Below are 18,761 nucleotides of genomic sequence, written 5' to 3' on the forward strand. Positions count from 1 at the left end.
ATAAAGAAAAATTGACTGGTTTAAGTACCAGCCAATTTTCTTTTCTTATTTATTAAGCACCTTTTTATTAAGCACCTTTACCTGCTTTACGTTGGAAGAACTTCACAATTTCCACAATTGGGATGATAGCAAAAGAAGTACCTGCTACAATTGCCCATTGATATGCATCTAAATGTGTGACGCTGAATAAATCATTAAATCCTGGAATAACAATCGTTGCAGCTAATAGCAAGAACGAAACAAGAATCCCATAGTTAAATGATTTGTTGCGGAATAAGCCAACTTTGAAAATTGATTGATAAATCGACTTCACATTAAAGGCATGGAACAATTGAATTAATCCCAAAGTAGCGAAGGCCATGGTTAAAGCATCGCCGTGTTGTAAATCATACAACGCTTGCGCCGATAAGTTTGTGTTAGCCGCGGTATGTGCTGGGAACATAATTGACATTTTATACACAATCAAAGTCAATGCCCCTTGCGTAATCCCTTGATAAACAACACTGCTTAAAACGCCGCCAGAGAAGAAGTTCGATTTTTTACCACGAGGTTCATGGCTCATCACATCACGTTCTGCTGGTTCCACACCTAACGCAATCGCTGGGAAAGTATCCGTTACTAAGTTAATCCACAATAAGTGAACAGGTAACAAGGTATCCCAATTGAGCATTGTTGCAATAAACAAGGTTAATACTTCCCCTAAGTTAGCTGAAAGTAAATATTGAATCGTTTTTTGGATATTTGAGAAGACTTTACGTCCTTCTTCTACCGCTACAATAATTGTTGAAAAGTTATCATCGGCAAGTACCATATCTGAAGCACCTTTTGATACTTCTGTTCCGGTAATTCCCATACCAATCCCGATGTCAGCAGCTTTTAAGGCTGGGGCATCATTTACGCCATCACCAGTCATAGCAACCACTTTTCCTTCTTGTTGCCACGCTTTAACAATCCGAACCTTGTGTTCTGGTGAAACACGAGCATAGACAGAGTAGTGTCCCACGACTTGTGCGAATTTTTCATCTGACAATTCATTTAATTCAGCGCCTGTGATGACTGCATCGTCGTCGCCTTCTTTGATGATGCCTAAACGTGCCGCAATTGCTTCTGCTGTATCACGGTGGTCACCCGTAATCATAATTGGACGAATACCCGCTTCTTTCGCGACTTTTACAGCATCTGCAGCTTCTTTTCTTTCTGGGTCAATCATACCGACTAAACCAGCAAATGTTAAATCTTTTTCCACAAGTTCAGAACTCATTTCGGCTGGAATCGTCTCAACATATTTATAAGCCATTCCTAAAACACGTAAGGCTTGTTTCGCTAATGAGGTGTTTGTTTTCAAAATTTCTTGACGTTTTGTTTCATCTAATGGACTTGTTTCTCCATTTGATAAGATTTCCGTACAACGTTTCAATAATTCATCTGGTGCACCTTTGACAGAAACTAGGAAGCCACCTGTTTTTAATTCATGAACTGTAGTCATTAATTTACGATCAGAGTCAAAAGGAATCTCTGCCACACGAGGTTCAGCTGCTACTTTTTCGGTTACGTTAAACGCATGATCTAAACCAAATTGTACTAAGGCAGTTTCTGTTGGGTCACCAATTAATGAACCATCTTGAGCGATTTTTGTATCATTCGTAAAGTTCATGATTTTTAAAGCCATATTATCAGCAGGGATTTCTGTGGAAGCAGATAAAACTTGACCATCTGTATACAACGCTTCAACGGTCATTTGATTTAAGGTTAACGTACCTGTTTTATCTGAACAGATAATGTCTGTACTTCCTAATGTTTCAACGGCTGGTAACTTACGGACAATCGCATTTTTCTTGGCCATTTTTTGGGTACCTAAAGCCAAAATAATTGTGACAATCGCTGGTAATCCTTCTGGAATTGCCGCTACAGCTAACGAAATTGACGTTAATAACATGTCAATCCATGAACGACCATTCATCATTCCTACCACAAACATCACCGCTGCAATGACTAAAATGGCAATTGTTAACATTTTACCCAATTGGTTTAAGTTTTGTTTTAAAGGCGTTTCCGTTTCTTGTTCACTTGCTAGCATGCCAGCAATTTTACCGACTTCTGTATTCATCCCTGTGCCAACCACAACGCCAAGACCACGTCCATACGTCACATTACTATTGGAATAAGCCATATTGATCCGGTCACCGATACCAATATCGGTTCCCTCTAAGATGGTTACTTCTTTTTCAACTGGAACAGATTCACCGGTTAACGCTGCTTCTTCAATTTTTAAGCTATTCGCTTCCAATAAACGTAAATCGGCTGGAACGACATCCCCTGCTTCTAATAAAACAATGTCACCTGGCACTAATTCATCACTTTTAACAGTAATGACGTGTCCATCACGGCGAACATTAGCATTTGGTGAAGACATTTCTTTTAATGCTTCAATGGCTTGTTCCGCTTTGGCTTCTTGGATGACCCCAAAGATGGCATTCAAGATAACAACCACTAAGATGATAATCGAGTCTACCACATCATGGGAAAAGACGGCTGAAATGACCGCTGCCGCTAATAAAACAATAATCATAAAATCTTTGAATTGCTCAAAGAATTTCACGGCAAGTGATTTTTTCTTCCCTTCATCTAGCACATTTTCCCCGTACGTTTCTAAACGCTTTTGAGCCTCCTGTGCACTTAATCCATCAGTTGTTGTGTTCATTTTCTCCAAAACAACTGTGTCGTCTTGTGCGTAAAACGCTTCAGACAATTGTGTTTTCTTTTCTTCTGACATGTTCTTCCTCCTCTATTTTTTGCAGCATCCTTCAAGTACTATTTTACATTTCATCAAAAATAAATGAAAAAAAATAGACTTGTGTATGCTACTTCGTCGAACATACATAAGTCTCACCGTTTAAGACAACACCAGAAATTGCTTTCGGAGTTGGTGATGTTGTCACAGCATAAATACTGTCAGTTACTCCCTCATGAAAAAACTATTTAACATTGATTGGAGAACCAATGTTATGAATAATTACTTAATTAGTATACCGTTTTCCACTCTTTTTTTCAAATAAAAGTTCTGCTCATTTGAGAAAAACTGAAATCCTTTCATTCGGATTCCAGTTTCTTGATTTGTATTCGTAAAATACGTTGTTGTCCCCGCTTTCTCGACCAACTAATAACCCAAGAAAGTAAGAAAAGACTAATCACGGTTCCTTCACGAACAAAAATCGGCAAATGATAACTAATGGACAATCCTAGTGCTAAACTGACACAAAAAATATCAACTAAATAACGATAAACCTGAAAACTATAGCGCGTTCTTTCAGAAATAAGTGTACAAAATTTTTCAATGGGAAATTGCAAAACACCTAGCGCAACTACCTGTCCTGTCCCGATTCCTGCTATGATTGTCCCTAAAATAAATAGAACAATTTTAACCAAATAATTTTGAAAAACAAGCGAACCAAATAATTGATATAAGAAAAAATTAATGACAAAACCAAAGCCAATTAACGCCACCAAAATAATCAAATAGTCCTGAATTTTACGCTGCTGATCTAACAACCAACACGTGCCTAAAAAAGCGAAATTGATAGCTGTGGTAACCGTCCCGACTTTTAAATGAGTAAGTGTTGCAAAGGTCACATTAAATGCATTAAAACTACTAACTCCAATGCCTGCTTGAATTGTCAAACTGATGCCCAATGCACTAATTAAATAAAAAAGAAACGATAGCACAATTTTTTTCTTCCACATTATAAAAACTCCTCTACTCTTGATACGTCTATTATGTGCTACAATAGAAGAAACAAATAGGAGATATCTCCTATTATAAGGAGAAAAAATGCTTAAAACAGCCTACCAAGAATCACCGAAACAAGAATTAGCTAAAAATACGCCTTTTTTTAATGAAATTGATTTAAAACACAGTTTTATTATCGATTTTGAAAATCAAGAATTCATTCATCACCAAGCAGAGCCATTAAATTATCTTTTTTATTTAATCAAAGGAAAAGCGAAAATTTTAAAAACAGAACGCAATGGCCGCCAATCCATTGTTCAGTTTTTAACGACAGGTGATTTAATTGGCGATTTAACATTAGTTCAAGCGGAAACGATAACCAAGGACGTTATCGCCTTAGGTGAAACCTGTTGTTTGGCTATTCCTTTAGCTTATGCAGAAACTGTTTTAAAAAACAAGGTACTTTTTATGCAGCAACTCAGCCATTATCTAGGGAAAAAAATGCTCCAACGAGTGGACCACTTTACAACGAATCAGACCTATGAACTAAGTTATCGGCTAGCGGAATTGCTATTGGTTGCCGCTAATCACGAAGATGTTTATAAAGAAAAACATACTGAGATTGCCGAATACTTAGGGGTTAGTTATCGCCATCTTATTTATACCTTCAAACAATTTCGAGAGCGCGGCTTTATTCAAAAACAAGGAACTGCTTATCACATCAACCGCTTAGCGTTACATTCTTTTGTGCAAAAAATGAAGAGTTAAAGTGGTGGATTGTTGACAAATAGTGCGCTTCCCGCTACCCTATTCTTATTAATAAGAAAGAAGGGACAGCAATGGAGCAAGCATCATTTACTGTATCTAGTTGGCAAGAACAACCGATTGACAATCTTAATGAAAATTTCCCAGTGAATCAAACGAGCGCTACTTATCAATTGTCAGGCGCCTTATCTGGGACAGCTTCTGTGGAATACTTAATGACTTATCAAGGCTCTTCAATGGCAGATGGGCTTGAAGCTGTGGCTCAAGTGGTCGGTTTCCTACATTTCGAAGGAACTTATTTAGGAAAAAAAGGCACCTTTACTGCTTGCGAAAAAGGGACGTTTACACAGGGTCTTTTAGACTGCCCAGGTGAACTATTTCAAGCATCAGGTGAGCTTGCCGGTTTATCCGGTCGCTACACTTATGAATTTAGTCAAGAAGAAGCGCTTCTTCATTTAGACTTTGTATAATAAAAAATTTCAAGGAAAGTTGGTGACATTATTTTACTTATTTTAAATTTGGCGGTTGTAAAAGACAATGGGTGTTTTTGATTAGATTAAACTTTTAAGGAGAAAAATCATGAAAAACACCCGAAACACCGTCCCATCATTACTAATTATTATTTTGCTTGTGGGATTTCCACAAATCAGCGAGTCGATTTTCACACCCATTTTACCAGCGCTTAGTTCTGCTTTTAACATTCACGATAGCGTGGCACAATTAACCATGAGTATTTATTTTGTTGCCTTTGCCGTTGGCGTTTTATTCTGGGGAATTTTATCCGATACGATTGGACGTCGCCCAGCTATGTTATTAGGAATTTTATGCTATTTAATTGGAAATATTGGCCTTTTTTTGAGTCCGACATTTCCTTGGCTGTTATTCTTCCGTTTAATTCAAGCATTTGGTGCAAGCGTTGGTTCTGTCATTACCCAATCAATGATGCGGGAAAGCTTTAACGATCTTCAAAGAGGGAAAATTTTTGCTCAAACAAGCGCTGCCCTATCGCTATCTCCTGCCATCGGACCCTTAGTCGGCGGACTTGTTCAAACCTATTTTGGCTATCAGCATGTCTTTAGCACCTTAATTGTCATGGCTGTTCTATTACTTTTCTATAGTTTTTATCGTTTACCAGAAACCTTTCACTTAGGAAATACCTTAACGAAAGCGCCTTTTTGGTCCGTGGCGAAACGCCTTTCCTTCGACTCGAAAGTTTGGTGCTACGGCTTATTGATTGGTGGCATTAATGGTTTATTATTTAGCTACTATGCAGAAGCCCCGTTTATTTTCATCAATCACTTTGGCTTTAGCAGTGTCCAATATGGCTTTCTTGGTTTAGTTTTAGCTGTGTCTAGTATTCTTGCTGCGGTTCTTATCAATTGGTTGCTAGGATATTGGTCAGCGGAAAAAATTGCCTTTGCTGGTTTGCTGCTAAGTATCTTTGCGGCTTGCTGTTTATTAATAATGACACAATTTGAAACAATCATTGGTCTTATTTTGTTTATTTTTCTCTTTTTCTTAGGGATTAATATTACTTTGCCCAATGCATTAAGTATGGCCTTAAAAGGCTATGAATCTGTAATTGGTACTGCCAGTGGGATTTTTAGTTTTGTCTATTACTTGTTTGTTAGTTTCTTTACCTATTTGATTAGTTACTTTCACAATGGTACCATTTGGGTCTTACCGCTTTACTTTTTAAGTTTTGCCTGCCTGTTAGCTTTCAGCTATTATGTCATTGTTTATCGTAAAACTTTAAAATAAAAATCAAAAAACACACGAATATTGTAGTGACCCCAAAAAGTTAGACTTTTTATAGAGTGGATTTTTCCACTCTATTTTTATGCAGTTTTTTGATTGAATTGTCGAAATTCTACTGGGCTTTTCCAGTTAAGTTTTTCCTTGATTCGGTGATGATTGTAATAATAAATGTAGTTCTCAATTGCTTCTATCAATTCATTTTGACTTTGATAGATTTTTCCATAGTACACTTCTTGTTTTAGGATACTGAAGAAATTCTCCATGGGAGAATTATCTAAACAGGTTCCTTTTCGAGACATACTTTGAAAGATATTGTTGTCCTTTAATGTTTGTATATAGACATTCATTTGATAAGCCCAGCCTTGATCAGAGTGAAAGGTGCGCCGATAGGGACAATCATTTGTTTGAGAAATTGCTTCTTTCAGACCTTCCATAACTGTTTTACCATTTGGTTGAGTAGAAAGGCTATAGCTTAGAATTTCACTATTATACATATCCATAAATGGATCTAAGTATAGTTTTTTCTGACGAAAGATGCCTGCGTTATCTGCTTCAAAGTACTTAAATTCAGTTGTATCAGTTGTAATTTTTTGATGAGGAACAGAGGTTTTAAATCGGCGACGAATCAAATTTTTAGCGATTTTACCAACGATTCCTTTATAGGAATTATATTTTCTGGATTTCTTAGTAAAAGCTTTGACTTGTAACTTTAACTTTTGTATTAATCGCTGGACTTTCTTTTTATTCACTTGAAATCCACGTCGTTTCAATTCTTGGGTTATCCTTCTATAGCCATAATGTTGATGTTTTTTACGAATCGCTTGAATTTCTTCTTCAATGATTTGTGTTGAAGCTGTTCTGTCGAGGCGTTTTTGCCAGTACATGTAAGTAGATTTTGGAAACCTTAGGGTTTCCAAAATATCTTTTAATCGAAAGTGTCTTCGGAGACTGTGAATGATTCGTGCGATTCGTTCATTTTTTGTTCGTCCTCTAAACGCAGTCTCCTCAATTCTTTTAAATAGGCATTCTCAATTTTTAACATTCTATTTTCTTTTTCTAGTTTCTCTACTTGAAATCGTTCACTTGGTAGTGGTTGGGGTTCATTTCGTTTCTTTTTAGACATGGTAGGTGGACGTCCTTTCTGTTTAGAGAGTCCCTCTATACCAAACTTCTGATACGTTCTAAGCCAATTCGCAATCAATGATGGATTGTTCATTTTTAGAAGATTAGCTGCTTCTTGATAGGACAACTCTGTTGTTAAATATAACTCTATCGCATCTAGCTTAAATTGAACAGAGTAATTCTTATTTTTTCGACTGCGAAGTAGGCCTTCTTCACCAAGTTCTTTATAGGCATTTATCCATTTGCTTATTTGAGAACTATCTTTAAACCCATACTTCTTTGCGAGAAACCTTAGACCTCCTTGACCAGATAAGTAGTCATGAACAAGTTTAAGTTTAAATTCAAAACTGTATTTTGCCATACAAAAAAACCTCCAAAAGTTAGATTTCTAGGTCTAACTTTTGGGGGTCGGCTCATATTTCGTGTGTTTTTTTTAGCTAAAAAATTGATTTTCTAAACTATATTGCTTCCCTGAAACAATATCATATTGAATCAGTCGGTATTCCTCATATAGTTGTTCTTGCTTTTTATTCATTTCTACTGTTTTTTTCCATTCCCCACCGAGATAGTAATTCCCCTTTTCAAAAGCAGGCAATTGTTCTTGTACCTCATTTAGCATAGCGTAAAATCCCGATTGCGGTAAGCCGCTTTGTTGGAAAAGTGAGGGAGCAAAATAAACTGGACTAATGGTTGCTTGATGCTGATTTTTTTCTGTTAACTGATTCGCCGTATCATACATTAGAAATTCGGTCTGGTGAAGGGCTGCCCCTTCATTCAACGCTTGAATGTTTTCATCATAAATACTTGGTAAGTGATCTCCCCAAAAAACGACTAATGTGCGTTTGGGCATTTTTTCGATTTCTTGTAGGAAATTTTTCAAAGCTTCGCTACTGTAGGCAATATCTTGCAAGTAATTATTGAGCGCGACTTGATTGCCGTTTCCTTGAGAAAAATAATTGGACGTTGTGTATTTATTTTCATAGGGCATATGTGTTTGCATAGTAACTAAATGAATGAATTGCGGTTGCTCTTTTTCTTTAAGCAGTGTCGTCACTTCCTGATACGCTGCTTGATCTGAAATGTAAGGATTATTTTCTAGTTTATCCGTATAGTTCATTGTTTTTTCATTGATAAATTGATCAAAACCTAAAATTTTATACACATCTTTTCGTTTATACATAGATGTATTGTACGGATGAATAGCCGTTGTTTGGTACTTTTGTTCCTTAAGTAATGAAACAATGGAAGGCAATTCCGTCATCTTAGGAATCATCATTGTATAAGGTGTAGTCATTTGGGCATTCATTAATTCCATCGAAAAACTTGTTAGGGCTTCAAATTCAATATTCGCAGTTCCGCCCCCGTAGTTTTGTGAAAGCATCTGGCCACTGTAAGTTTTATCAGCGATTTGCTGATAATCAGCTAAAGGATTACCAATAATGGACAAACCTTTCAGATGATCTGGATTTGAAAAACTTTCACTCATGACAAACACAATATTTGGTTGCTCATTGCTCGGCACTGTTTTCGCCTCGGCCAACTTTTGATATTTCTGAGTAATTTCTGAAATAGCTTCTTTTGAATAACCCTTTGGTTGGTCCATAGCCTCTACTTTTAAATTATATAGAAAACCACCAATAAATCCTGTATTGTAGTAATTCATTTTTTGGCTGTAAGGAATCCATAACGCGGTTTTATTATAGGCTTTACGTAACAAATTTTGCGGATTGTTAAAATCACCAATATATGAAAATAGACCAATCGAAAGAACAAGACTTAACACACGAATCGTTTGTTTTTTCTTCGATAAAAAGAAACTTTTATAAAAGGCTTTTCCTAAGAAAAAAAGTGCTACACAACCTAACGCTACCACAAAAACAAACGGCCATAAACCAACCATTTCTTTTAATAAACTAACTTCTGTGATCATTTTTAAGTCGTCTGGGTAAATAGGTTCGACACGATAAAACATCTTTTGATAGTCCGCAAATCCTAAAACACCTATTATGACACTATATAAAAGAGCGCCAACTCCTAATGAGCCTGCCAAACTACATAAAAAAAGTAAAAAAACGCTTAGCACAAAACAACCTAAGAAAAACTTTTCCGTATGCCACGAAAAAGCAAACTTGAAGGCTAAATCAACAGACAAGTTATTCTGACACCATTGCAAATATAAATTACTAAAAATAATTAATAAGATGAACCCGATTCCATACAAAAGGTAGCGGTAAGGCCATCGTCTAAATTTCTCAACTCTCTTTTTCACATCGATCTCCTATTCAAAAACTAGTAATGTATTTATTTTATGCTTCTTGAAAAAGAATGTAAAGAAGTAGCTAGCAAAGAAGTCTAAGGAATGGTAAAGAAAAAATGTTATTTGTTGCAAAAATAATTTTCCAGTGGTATAGTAACAATGGAATTTCGTTATCAGTTATCGTCGCCTTTTTAGAGTACTTTATGAAAGGAGAATAACTATGACTTACAAAGTAAAAAACATTCAATACCGTATTCAATTAGACACAGACAAAAATATTTTCATTGTTTTTGATGCAAAAAATGAAAGTAAAACAGCAACTGGTCACACAATTGAAGAAGCAATTGCACACTTAAAACAATTAAACTAAGGAGTGACAAACATTTCCATGCAAGACCCTTTAGGTAGTTATTTAAGCTAAAAGCCGTTTAGTAAAGAAAAAATACTAGACGGTTTTTTTGTATCTTCTTCGCCTTTTATTTTTTACATAGTATACTGAAACAAACGGAGGTGTTTTTATATGACCATCATTGCAAACTATATTCGCCAGCAACCCCAACATCAAACACAGTTAACAGAAATCTACCAAGCAATTTTAGCGGTTGTTCCTCAGGAGACTACTGAAAAAATCGCTTATGGAATGCCGACCTTTTACTTAAATGGCAATTTAGTGCATTTTGCGGCGGCCAAGCAACATTTAGGTTTCTATCCTACGCCATCAGCCATCCAACGTTTCAGCAAAGAATTACGCCCTTTTAAAACCTCGAAAGGTGCCATTCAATTTCCCTACACGCAAGAGTTACCTCTTTCATTAATACAGGAAATAGTTAAATTCCGTGTACAAGAGAACATGAAAACAGGGTCTCATTGAGACCCTGTTTTCATGTTCTTAAAATTTTTTCCATCGCTTTTCCCTTGGCCAACTCGTCGATTAACTTATCTAGGTAACGGATTTTTTGCATTAAAGGATCTTCAATTTCTTCCACGCGATAGCCACAAATTACGCCTTTGATCAATTGGGCATTTTCATTAAAATTGGGTGCTTCTTCAAAAAATGTTTCCATCGTTACTTTTTGAGCCAATTGTTGTTGCAAGCCTTTTTCATCATAACCAGTTAACCAGTAAATAATTTCGTCAACCTCCGCTTGCGTTCGATTTTTACGTTCTGCTTTTTGGATGTATAGCGGGTAAACACTGGCAAAGGTCATTGTATAGATTTTCGGTTTTGTCATTGGTTTTCCTACTTTCTGAAGTATTCTCTCTTCAGTCTACCACAGGCTTGCTGGAAAAAGAGGCTATTTTGTCTTAGTAATCAAATTGACGATAATAACGACGAATCTCTAATGGGTGACAATTCAATTTTTCTACATGCGCATCAATGCGTTGCGTTACCGCATGCATTAGGAGAAATGAAATAACTCGGCCACGATATTTTTCACTAATTCCTGGAAGTTCATACGCTTTCGAATCAATAATTGTATAATTGGCACAGATTTTCGGCAATAATTTTGCTACTCGTTCTGCCAACGGTCGCTGCTCGTCTTCTCCAATAAACAACGTTACTGGCGTAGTTTCATCTACAATTTCTAGCGTTCCATGTAAGAACTCTGCTGCATGAATTGATTTTGAGCGAAGCCAACTTTGCTCTTCCCAATAGCACATTGCATAAGAATAGACCGCTCCCCATTGGTTCCCTGCGCCAATAAAATAGTGAATGCTATCATGACGATGTTTTTCCGCAAAAGCTAAGCCAAACGCATCGGCACTTTTTTCGGCTTCAGCTAAACCTGTAGGCAAATATTCTTCCAATTCTTGGTAATAATTTTCGTAATCTGTAAATTCGTTGTTTTTTTGCATTAAACGATCAGCTACCATAAAGAACTTGATTTGCTCAGTTCCTGGAGCTGGATAAGTCACCACATAATCACATAAATCTGCTAAAAGACTGTCTTTTGCATCGATAAAACCAAATAACGTTGCGCCGACCTTTTTGATTTCTTGAACGGCTTGCACCACTTCTTGTGTTGTCCCAGTAACGGAAGACAAGATGACGAATGATTTTTCTGTTAAACGTTTATTGCCTGTTGTGTAATACTCAGCAGCATGTTGAACATAGATTGGTAAATTACTTTTTCCATTCGCATAAGTAACTGCTTGCATGGCTGAAGCATAAGTACCGCCGATTCCTAAATAATAGACCGCATCAAATCCTTTCGTCCAAACTTGATCAACAACTTTTTCAACATCTGAACGCAAGGCTAAGGCACCTCGTATGTCTTTGATTTGTTGTTCTTCATTAAATTTTAACATGGCTGATTTCCCTCTTTCTTTGCTATTTTACTTTTTAGGACACAATCAAAATCATCAAAAATCCGTTGAGATAAATCAATTCCTTTACTTGTAGCTACTTGATACGCCAAGTATTGAAATGGAATAACTAACAATAAAGGACTAATTTTTTCTTCGACATCACTTGCTAACTCTAACGTATTTGATGCCCTCGTTGAACGCGTTGTAATTGTGTAACATTGGCCAACATAACTGGCTAGATAGTTTCTCAAGGCTTGACTACGTGCTTGAATAGGACTTTGATTTTCAATAAAAAACAAAAGATGTGTAGTATCCGCTTCAAGATAAGGCCCATGCATATAGGCTTCGACTTCAAATCCTTGGGAAGGTAAGCGAACTGTTTCTGTAAACTTCGTCTCAAACTCTTTTGCCGTACCAATATTAGGTCCATAACCAATTGCGATAAATCTTGTCCCCTCTGTTAATTCTTTTTTCGTTTTTTGCCAAAATTGTTCGGTTTTATAAATCACCGAATCGATTTCCTGAATTGCTTTGGCAAGTTTTGCTAATTCTTCTTCAACCTCTACTTTTGTTAATTGATGCTTTTGATAGCCCAGTTTCAAACCAAATAGAAATAAATTTAAAAGTGTTGCCGTATAGCCTTTTGTGACAAAACCAACTGTTTCAAGCCCCATTTTTAAATCCAGGACTTCATCCACAACCTCCGTAATCGGGCTGGTGACATCACTTGTCAAGGCCACTGTTTTTACAGACGTTTGGTTTTTAATTTTTGCAATGGCATCAATTGTTGAAGCACTTTTACCACTTTGCGAAACCGCTACGACCAGATCAAACCGATCATCCACTTTGCCATAATGAGCAAAATTGAACGGCTCTTGGATTTCTACATAAATAGGCGCCACTTCTTCAAGGTAAACTTTAGCCGCCTGACAAGCGTTATGTGACGAGCCAGTTGCTAAAATTAGACAGTGCGTGACCTTTGAAACGTCTGTATCAGTTAATTGAAATTGGTTAAGAATCTGAGTTAGAGCTGCTTGCTCCTCATTTATATAATCCAGCATCGTTTTCATATTTTGCCTCCTAAAATAGACCAATTAATGAGCCAAGAATTCCGACAATTGCCATGCCACCTAAAATCGCTAAAGGTTTTACTTCTTTTTTCAATAAATAAAAAACAAAACCAAAAGATGCAAGCGGTAATAATTTAGGCATGATATCGTCAAAGATACTTTGAACCGTGACTGCATTTTTGCCACTTCCGCTGATTGTAATCGGGATAGTTAAATCAATCATGGAGGCGGTCATAGCACCTACCACCATCAAGCCAATTATTGAAGCGCCTAATGTGAGACTTTCCATCATGCCATTTGCTTGAATTTTTTTGAGAAAACCAGTTCCTAATTTGTAGCCCCAACGATTCAGTAAATAACGAACAATCACATGAGGAACGTTAAAAATGAGTAAAAATAGAATTGGCCCTAACACATTCCCTTGTAAAGCTAACGAAGTTCCAACACCTGTTGCAATCAAGCGTAAGGTTCCCCAGAAAAAGGAATCACCTAAACCAGCTAAAGGTCCCATTAACGAGGTTTTAATACTATCGATTGTTCCAACTTCAAAATTTTCGTCCAGAACATTTTCTTCTTCCATTGCAGCATTAATTCCTAAAATAAACGTCACGATATGCGGCGTAGTATTAAAGAAAGCAAGATGCCGTTTTAAAGCTGCCGCCATCTCTTCTTTTTGAGGATATAATTTCTTTAAAATAGGGATCATGGCATAGACATAAGCCATATTCATCTGACGTTCATAATTCCATGAAAATTCCATTTGAAATGAACGCCAAAAGACTTGATTAAGTTCTTTTTTTGTAATTAAGTTTTCTGTCTTAGTTTTAGAAGTCTTCGTCATCATCAATTACCTCCCCACTTGTTGTTTGTATTGTTTCATTCTTTCCTTTGGCATAATTCATGATATTCACAACAATTACTGCTGTAATGGCACCCAAAATTGCTACTCCTGTTACAGGTAACTTAAAGTAGGCCATTAAGACAAAGCCTAAAAAGAAATATGGCGCTACTTGTTTGTTAATCAGTAAGCGTGCAAGCATCGCAAATCCTAGCGCTGGAATAATTCCCGTTGCAACAGACAACCCATGTTGAATAAATTCAGGGATCAGATCAAGTAAGCCTTTAATGGTGTTGCTACCCACGGCAAATGAAATAGTTACAATGAGCGCTAGCATGAACGATAAGCCAAAGCCTGCAAGTAAATGCATGCGCTCCACCCCTTTATATGCTCCTTCTTCAGCATACTGATCAGCTTTTTGACTCATGATCGGGATGAGCAAACCCAAATAAATATTTTTAAGAATCAACGTTAACGTTGCGATTGGCAAGCCTAAGACTAAGGCTGTTTCTGTTCCTGCGCCAGCAGTAATAGCAAACGCTGTACCAAGAATCCCACCAGTCACTACATCAGGTGGGATTGATGCGCCCACTGAAAAAGAACCGATGAAAGCTAACTCTAAGGTCGCGCCCATGATTACGCCCGTTTTGACATCACCTAATACAATTCCGACAAATAAACCGGTTACAATTGGTCTTGAAAGCAACGAGGTTCCTAAAGCATATTCCGACTGCGCAATAAAAGCGATGCAACCTAAAAGAATCGCTTGTCCTATCATTTGTATTTCTCCTTTCTACAAGACATTTAATGCTGCTACTTTTTTGTCATTTGGGACTTGTCGAATTTCAACTTCACAACCATTTGCGACCAATTCTTTAACCATTTTTTCTTCATCCGGCGTAATATTAATTGCTTTAGAAATGTTTCGAGTATTTTCCCTTACTTTCATCCCTCCTAAGTTAATTTCTTTTATTTCTGGATAAGCAGTAGCCAATCGATAAGCATCTTCCACACTCTCAACTACAATAAAAAGTTTGTATTTTTCTGTAACACCACTTTTTAGTGCGGCAATCGCATCTTCAATCGTTTTAATGACCAGTTTTACTCCTGCTGGTTTAGCTAGCTTAATGGTTGTTTTTCGAATATCATTTTTAGGTACGTCATCATTTGCGATTAAAATACAATCGGCGCCTAAGCCTTGGGTCCATGAAAAAGCCACTTGACCATGTAACAAGCGATGATCGACTCTTAACAATTTAATCATTTCATTTCCTCCTAAAATTCTTCTTCTAAAATTTCTTTACTAGATAACTCGTTACAATAACAAAGACTTTCTTGTCCGTTTTCAACGGCACGTTTTACTAAATCAACTAATGAATCAACAGTATTTATTTGGGTATATATTTCAATTAACGTTGCTAAATTTAATCCTGAAATTAAATGCATTGCTTGTTTCCCCACATAATTAAAGAATTCGTTATTCACGCTTCCGCCAAATAGGTCTGTAATCACAATTAATTCATTTTGTTGATTGTTCTTTAAAATGTCTTTGACCGTCTTGGCTAAATCATAAGGTTGTTCCATATAAGCGCAAAGACATTCCACATTCTTTGTTTCACCACAAATTAAAGCTAATGATGTCTGAATCCCTGCAGCGAAATTACCATGTGTTGCCAGAATAATTTTACGTTCCATTTTCTTCACCTCACTTACTTCTTTATATAGCAAAAAGAGTGCCAAAAAAGTGGCACTCCCTCCTTTTTATTTTAAAAATCGCTTTCTGCGTTGTTAAACTCCGTTTTTCCAAACAACACATCATAGACATAAAAAAGCTCCGATTCAGGTATATTGACACTATAAACTTTTTCAATGACACTAAACGCCTCTTTTAACTCTTGCAAGACCGTTCTTTGACACTGCTTTAGTTGTTCGGCGCCATTATAATTTTCAATAGGTTCATTCCGGATTAATCGTTCAATTAAACAACTGACATGGACGTATACCGCTAATTTACGATCATTTTGAATTGTTTGTTGCCACCGCTCTTCTAATTGAATTAAAAAGACTTCTACTTGTCGAATAATTTTTTCTGTATCTAAAATCGTCACTGATTGAATGACCCGATCTAATGAAAAGTTACGAATCAACTCATGATTTACATAGGACAGCATATCTTTAGTTAATTCTCTCTTTGTCCATTCTAAAAGGGTCGTAATTCCTTTTCCTGCAATCAACTCTTCTAAAGAGATATACGGGAGGTCATTTGAAGACGGGTTGTTTGTACCGATGATGCCGACAATCTCATATTCTGGAAAACTTTCTTTGATCGACTCTGCATTACGTAATTGATTATATTCGCAAGGAATAATCTTTAATTGTGCTTCCGCAGGTAAACTTTTTTCAAGTAAATCTCTAATTTTAACGGCTGTGCCAATTCCGGTACTACACGTTGTTAAAATGACACGTTCCGTTTTATTTTCAGGTAATATGATTTCCCATTCATTTGGATGAACTGTTAACGCTTTTTGGGGCAATTCTTCAAAAGAAACTTCGTCTTTAATGGCTTCTCCTATAGACAGAGCTAAGCTTGTTGTCACATTATTCATTAATAAAAAAGGACCTTCTTCTTCTGCCGGAAAATACTGATAAATTTCTTTCAATGAACCCATATCAAAAAGAATTACTAAACCATTCCTCGTTTCTTGACGTTCCATATAGTGAATTAAGTGTTCGGAAATTTTTTTGGGAGTAACATCTAACGGCATGTCAAACGATTGAAAAATTGGCACATTTAACAGCCGATTTGCAACATTCGCAATACTACTTGCTGTGGCATATCCGTGGGCAACAATCACCGCTTTCGGATAGTGACTTTCCTTTACTGAACCCGAAGAGTGAAGATAAATGGTGACAATAATTCGATCCATCTGGGATAGCTCAATATCTAATGAACGTTTCACTAAAGTTAACAGTTGTTCAGCGTAGCCATAACTAGTTGCTAATTTAGTTTGAACTTCTGTTAAAAGTTCGTCAATGACTGTTGTAGGTTCTTTTTCTGGAAACCAATCAATACATCTTCGTTGAAACAGATAGGTGCTTAATGCATAGACTAAACTGCCATTAAACCGAATTTGATAAGACGATTCAATCGTTTCCAATAATTGACGGATATTTTGCGTAATAAACAATAGCATTTCGTGATTTTTCTCTCGCTTCTTTTCAAATAATAAATCATCGAATAAGCGTTCAATTTCTTTCGAGATGTCGTTATTGGCAGTGGAAAGATGATGATGGTGAGAGACATAAAGACGAAGGATTCGTTCATAACTCTGGATAATTCTTCTTTGCGCAAGCTCTGTTTCCTCTAACAAACTAACCAGATTTGTTTGCCCATCTAAACGAATAGGCAATTCATTTTCATCAGGAGCTAGTCTGATCGATTGATCCAGAAATTCTTTCGGTAGATCGTGCAAAGTGATTGGAATAACATGTTTGTCAAGATTGACGGCAAAGCTGCGTGCAGTAATAATTTTTATATTATTTCTTAATTCACCTACATTGCCTACATAATGGTGGTTTTCTAAAAGTTGGATAACTTGTGGCGTGATAGTAACTGCTTTTTGAATAGCTTGCTGTTCCTCATAAAATGCTCGCATAATTAATTGTTTTCTTTCCGCTTGAGTGCGTTCAGCAAGACTTGGGATTTTAATTTGAATAGGAATTCGTCTTAAAAATGTCGTTAAAAAGGTGCTAGAAATTTCTTCAGTTGTGGCAAAGCACAACCGACACGTAACAGGAATGGGCCGATTGGTTTCACCCATCCGATAAATGATACCCTGATCTAAAAATGTAAACAATTTTTCCTGCCCTTCAGGACTCAAACGATGAACTTCATCTAAAAATAAAACGCCCCCTTCTGCACTTTGAAAGGCCCCAATTTTATCGGAATCTGCTCCCGTAAAAGCGCCTTTAAGATGCCCAAATAATTGACTAGTTAAAAGCTCTGGATTGTTGGCATATTGCGCACAATTAACTGTCACAAAAGGTGCTGAATCGTCAAGTAGTTCTTTTGAAAGACAAAACTGATAATATAAGGATGCTAAAAAACTTTTACCCGTACCACTTTCACCTGTAATTAAGACAGGCAAGCCACCGCCAGGATAAAGCGCTGCCATTTTTAATTGTTCGATGGTCTGGGCTAAACTACCTCGATAACCAATGACCGACTGAAAAAAATCACTTTTGCGATCAAAAACAGGCTGTTCATCGATCATTTCTTGGAAACTTTGATAAACAGTTCTTTTTAAAAGATAGTTTTGTTGTTGAAACGCTTCTTTATGAAAAAAGTAAACTGGTCGTGTATTGATCTTAACTAGAATCCCTTCTTCGTTTAACTGATTTAAATAGTGACTAGCTGTATTTCGTTTGATAGAAAATGTCGTTGCAATATTGCTTGCTGTGAAAATTTCACTGACTAAAGATGGTTCAAAAAAAGCTGTTTGATTGCGTAAATAATCAACAATTTGCATTTTTAACATAAAATCACCTCTCATTTATCATAACGTACCTAAAAAAAACGTCAATATTCAAAATTTCTTTTGTTATTTTTCTTTATATAAGGAGCCCATTTTTTATGTTATTTAATCACAGGAACCTGATTCTATCATTGCAGAATAGGCTTTCATTCAGTATACTGTAAATAGAGGAACAAGAAACGAATTGGATAATTAGGCACTGAAAGAACGCACCACCGTTCTGAATGTTTCGAAACACACAACAGGTTATCGAAATGGCCATTGGAGAAAAATTCCTTTTTCTCCGAGGTTAGCGATTGTGACATGTTGCAATCGTTTTTTGTCCTTAAAATGTTGAGAAAAAGAAAAAAGGCACTTTGCATGTCAGCACCACCTGACA

Annotated in this window: 17 protein-coding genes and 1 pseudogene; 5 read left to right on the plus strand and 13 right to left on the minus strand. The window is 36.5% G+C overall.

The annotated features are described in order from the left end of the window. Nucleotides 1–67: 67 nt before the first annotated feature. Nucleotides 68–2,773 carry a cation-translocating P-type ATPase gene (locus tag IGM04_RS08205; RefSeq protein ID WP_002377094.1) on the minus strand — a complete coding sequence of 902 codons (2,706 nt, stop codon included), beginning with the start codon at nt 2,771–2,773 and terminating at the stop codon, nt 68–70. Between the two features lie 317 nt (nt 2,774–3,090). Beyond that, nucleotides 3,091–3,741, minus strand: coding sequence for a YczE/YyaS/YitT family protein (locus tag IGM04_RS08210; protein WP_002366868.1), 651 nt, complete (start codon nt 3,739–3,741; stop codon nt 3,091–3,093). A gap of 88 nt (nt 3,742–3,829) precedes the next feature. Between IGM04_RS08210 and yeiL the strand changes: the two genes are divergently transcribed. The 3 genes from yeiL (at nt 3,830) to IGM04_RS08225 (ending at nt 6,253) form a co-directional block, all read left to right on the plus strand. After that, the gene (gene yeiL, locus IGM04_RS08215; RefSeq protein ID WP_002365811.1) at nt 3,830–4,495 is read left to right on the plus strand and encodes a transcriptional regulator YeiL; all 666 of its coding nucleotides are present in this window, start codon (nt 3,830–3,832) and stop codon (nt 4,493–4,495) included. A gap of 71 nt (nt 4,496–4,566) precedes the next feature. Further along, nucleotides 4,567–4,962 (plus strand): DUF3224 domain-containing protein, encoded by a 396-nt coding sequence (locus IGM04_RS08220; protein WP_086317968.1) that lies wholly within the window; start codon nt 4,567–4,569, stop codon nt 4,960–4,962. 109 nt (nt 4,963–5,071) lie between these two features. Then, nucleotides 5,072–6,253 carry a multidrug effflux MFS transporter gene (locus tag IGM04_RS08225; RefSeq protein ID WP_002365813.1) on the plus strand — a complete coding sequence of 394 codons (1,182 nt, stop codon included), beginning with the start codon at nt 5,072–5,074 and terminating at the stop codon, nt 6,251–6,253. A 77-nt stretch (nt 6,254–6,330) separates the two neighbouring features. On the opposite strand, the pseudogene IGM04_RS08230 reads toward IGM04_RS08225, so the two are convergent. Further along, a pseudogene (locus IGM04_RS08230) lies at nt 6,331–7,733 on the minus strand (IS3 family transposase). Between the two features lie 72 nt (nt 7,734–7,805). Continuing rightward, nucleotides 7,806–9,641 (minus strand): LTA synthase family protein, encoded by a 1,836-nt coding sequence (locus IGM04_RS08235; RefSeq protein ID WP_010819464.1) that lies wholly within the window; start codon nt 9,639–9,641, stop codon nt 7,806–7,808. 208 nt (nt 9,642–9,849) lie between these two features. On the opposite strand from IGM04_RS08235, the gene IGM04_RS08240 reads away from it, so the two are divergent. Together IGM04_RS08240 and IGM04_RS08245 are read left to right on the plus strand one after the other, a co-directional pair. Next, complete coding sequence (locus IGM04_RS08240) at nt 9,850–9,999, plus strand: hypothetical protein (protein ID WP_002357118.1); 150 nt, start codon at nt 9,850–9,852, stop codon at nt 9,997–9,999. A 150-nt stretch (nt 10,000–10,149) separates the two neighbouring features. Next, the gene (locus IGM04_RS08245) at nt 10,150–10,500 is read left to right on the plus strand and encodes an iron chaperone (protein ID WP_002357112.1); all 351 of its coding nucleotides are present in this window, start codon (nt 10,150–10,152) and stop codon (nt 10,498–10,500) included. Between the two features lie 10 nt (nt 10,501–10,510). Here the strand turns inward: IGM04_RS08245 and IGM04_RS08250 are convergent, their stop codons facing one another. The 9 genes from IGM04_RS08250 to IGM04_RS08290 form a co-directional block, all read right to left on the minus strand. Further along, nucleotides 10,511–10,861, minus strand: coding sequence for a DUF2200 domain-containing protein (locus IGM04_RS08250; RefSeq protein WP_002360043.1), 351 nt, complete (start codon nt 10,859–10,861; stop codon nt 10,511–10,513). 73 nt (nt 10,862–10,934) lie between these two features. Then, nucleotides 10,935–11,939: an SIS domain-containing protein gene (locus tag IGM04_RS08255; RefSeq protein WP_002357110.1), complete on the minus strand. Its 1,005-nt coding sequence runs from the start codon at nt 11,937–11,939 to the stop codon at nt 10,935–10,937. Then, nucleotides 11,933–13,009 carry an SIS domain-containing protein gene (locus tag IGM04_RS08260; protein ID WP_002381754.1) on the minus strand — a complete coding sequence of 359 codons (1,077 nt, stop codon included), beginning with the start codon at nt 13,007–13,009 and terminating at the stop codon, nt 11,933–11,935. Before IGM04_RS08260 ends, IGM04_RS08255 begins: the two co-directional genes overlap by 7 nt. Before the next feature lie 10 nt (nt 13,010–13,019). Next, the gene (locus tag IGM04_RS08265) at nt 13,020–13,853 is read right to left on the minus strand and encodes a PTS system mannose/fructose/sorbose family transporter subunit IID (RefSeq protein WP_002384383.1); all 834 of its coding nucleotides are present in this window, start codon (nt 13,851–13,853) and stop codon (nt 13,020–13,022) included. Continuing rightward, complete coding sequence (locus IGM04_RS08270; protein ID WP_002357107.1) at nt 13,834–14,625, minus strand: PTS mannose/fructose/sorbose/N-acetylgalactosamine transporter subunit IIC; 792 nt, start codon at nt 14,623–14,625, stop codon at nt 13,834–13,836. Before IGM04_RS08270 ends, IGM04_RS08265 begins: the two co-directional genes overlap by 20 nt. 15 nt (nt 14,626–14,640) lie before the next feature. Continuing rightward, nucleotides 14,641–15,111, minus strand: a complete 471-nt coding sequence (locus IGM04_RS08275; protein WP_002357106.1) for a PTS sugar transporter subunit IIB — start codon at nt 15,109–15,111, stop codon at nt 14,641–14,643. A gap of 11 nt (nt 15,112–15,122) precedes the next feature. Further along, nucleotides 15,123–15,542 (minus strand): PTS sugar transporter subunit IIA, encoded by a 420-nt coding sequence (locus IGM04_RS08280; RefSeq protein WP_002389037.1) that lies wholly within the window; start codon nt 15,540–15,542, stop codon nt 15,123–15,125. 71 nt (nt 15,543–15,613) lie between these two features. Then, complete coding sequence (locus tag IGM04_RS08285; RefSeq protein WP_086318221.1) at nt 15,614–18,385, minus strand: sigma 54-interacting transcriptional regulator; 2,772 nt, start codon at nt 18,383–18,385, stop codon at nt 15,614–15,616. Between the two features lie 143 nt (nt 18,386–18,528). Next, complete coding sequence (locus IGM04_RS08290) at nt 18,529–18,744, minus strand: hypothetical protein (protein WP_002357102.1); 216 nt, start codon at nt 18,742–18,744, stop codon at nt 18,529–18,531. Nucleotides 18,745–18,761 lie beyond the last annotated feature (17 nt).

The organism is Enterococcus sp. DIV2385 (genome assembly GCF_051711925.1).
GTDB classification, from domain to species: Bacteria; Bacillota; Bacilli; order Lactobacillales; family Enterococcaceae; genus Enterococcus; species Enterococcus faecalis.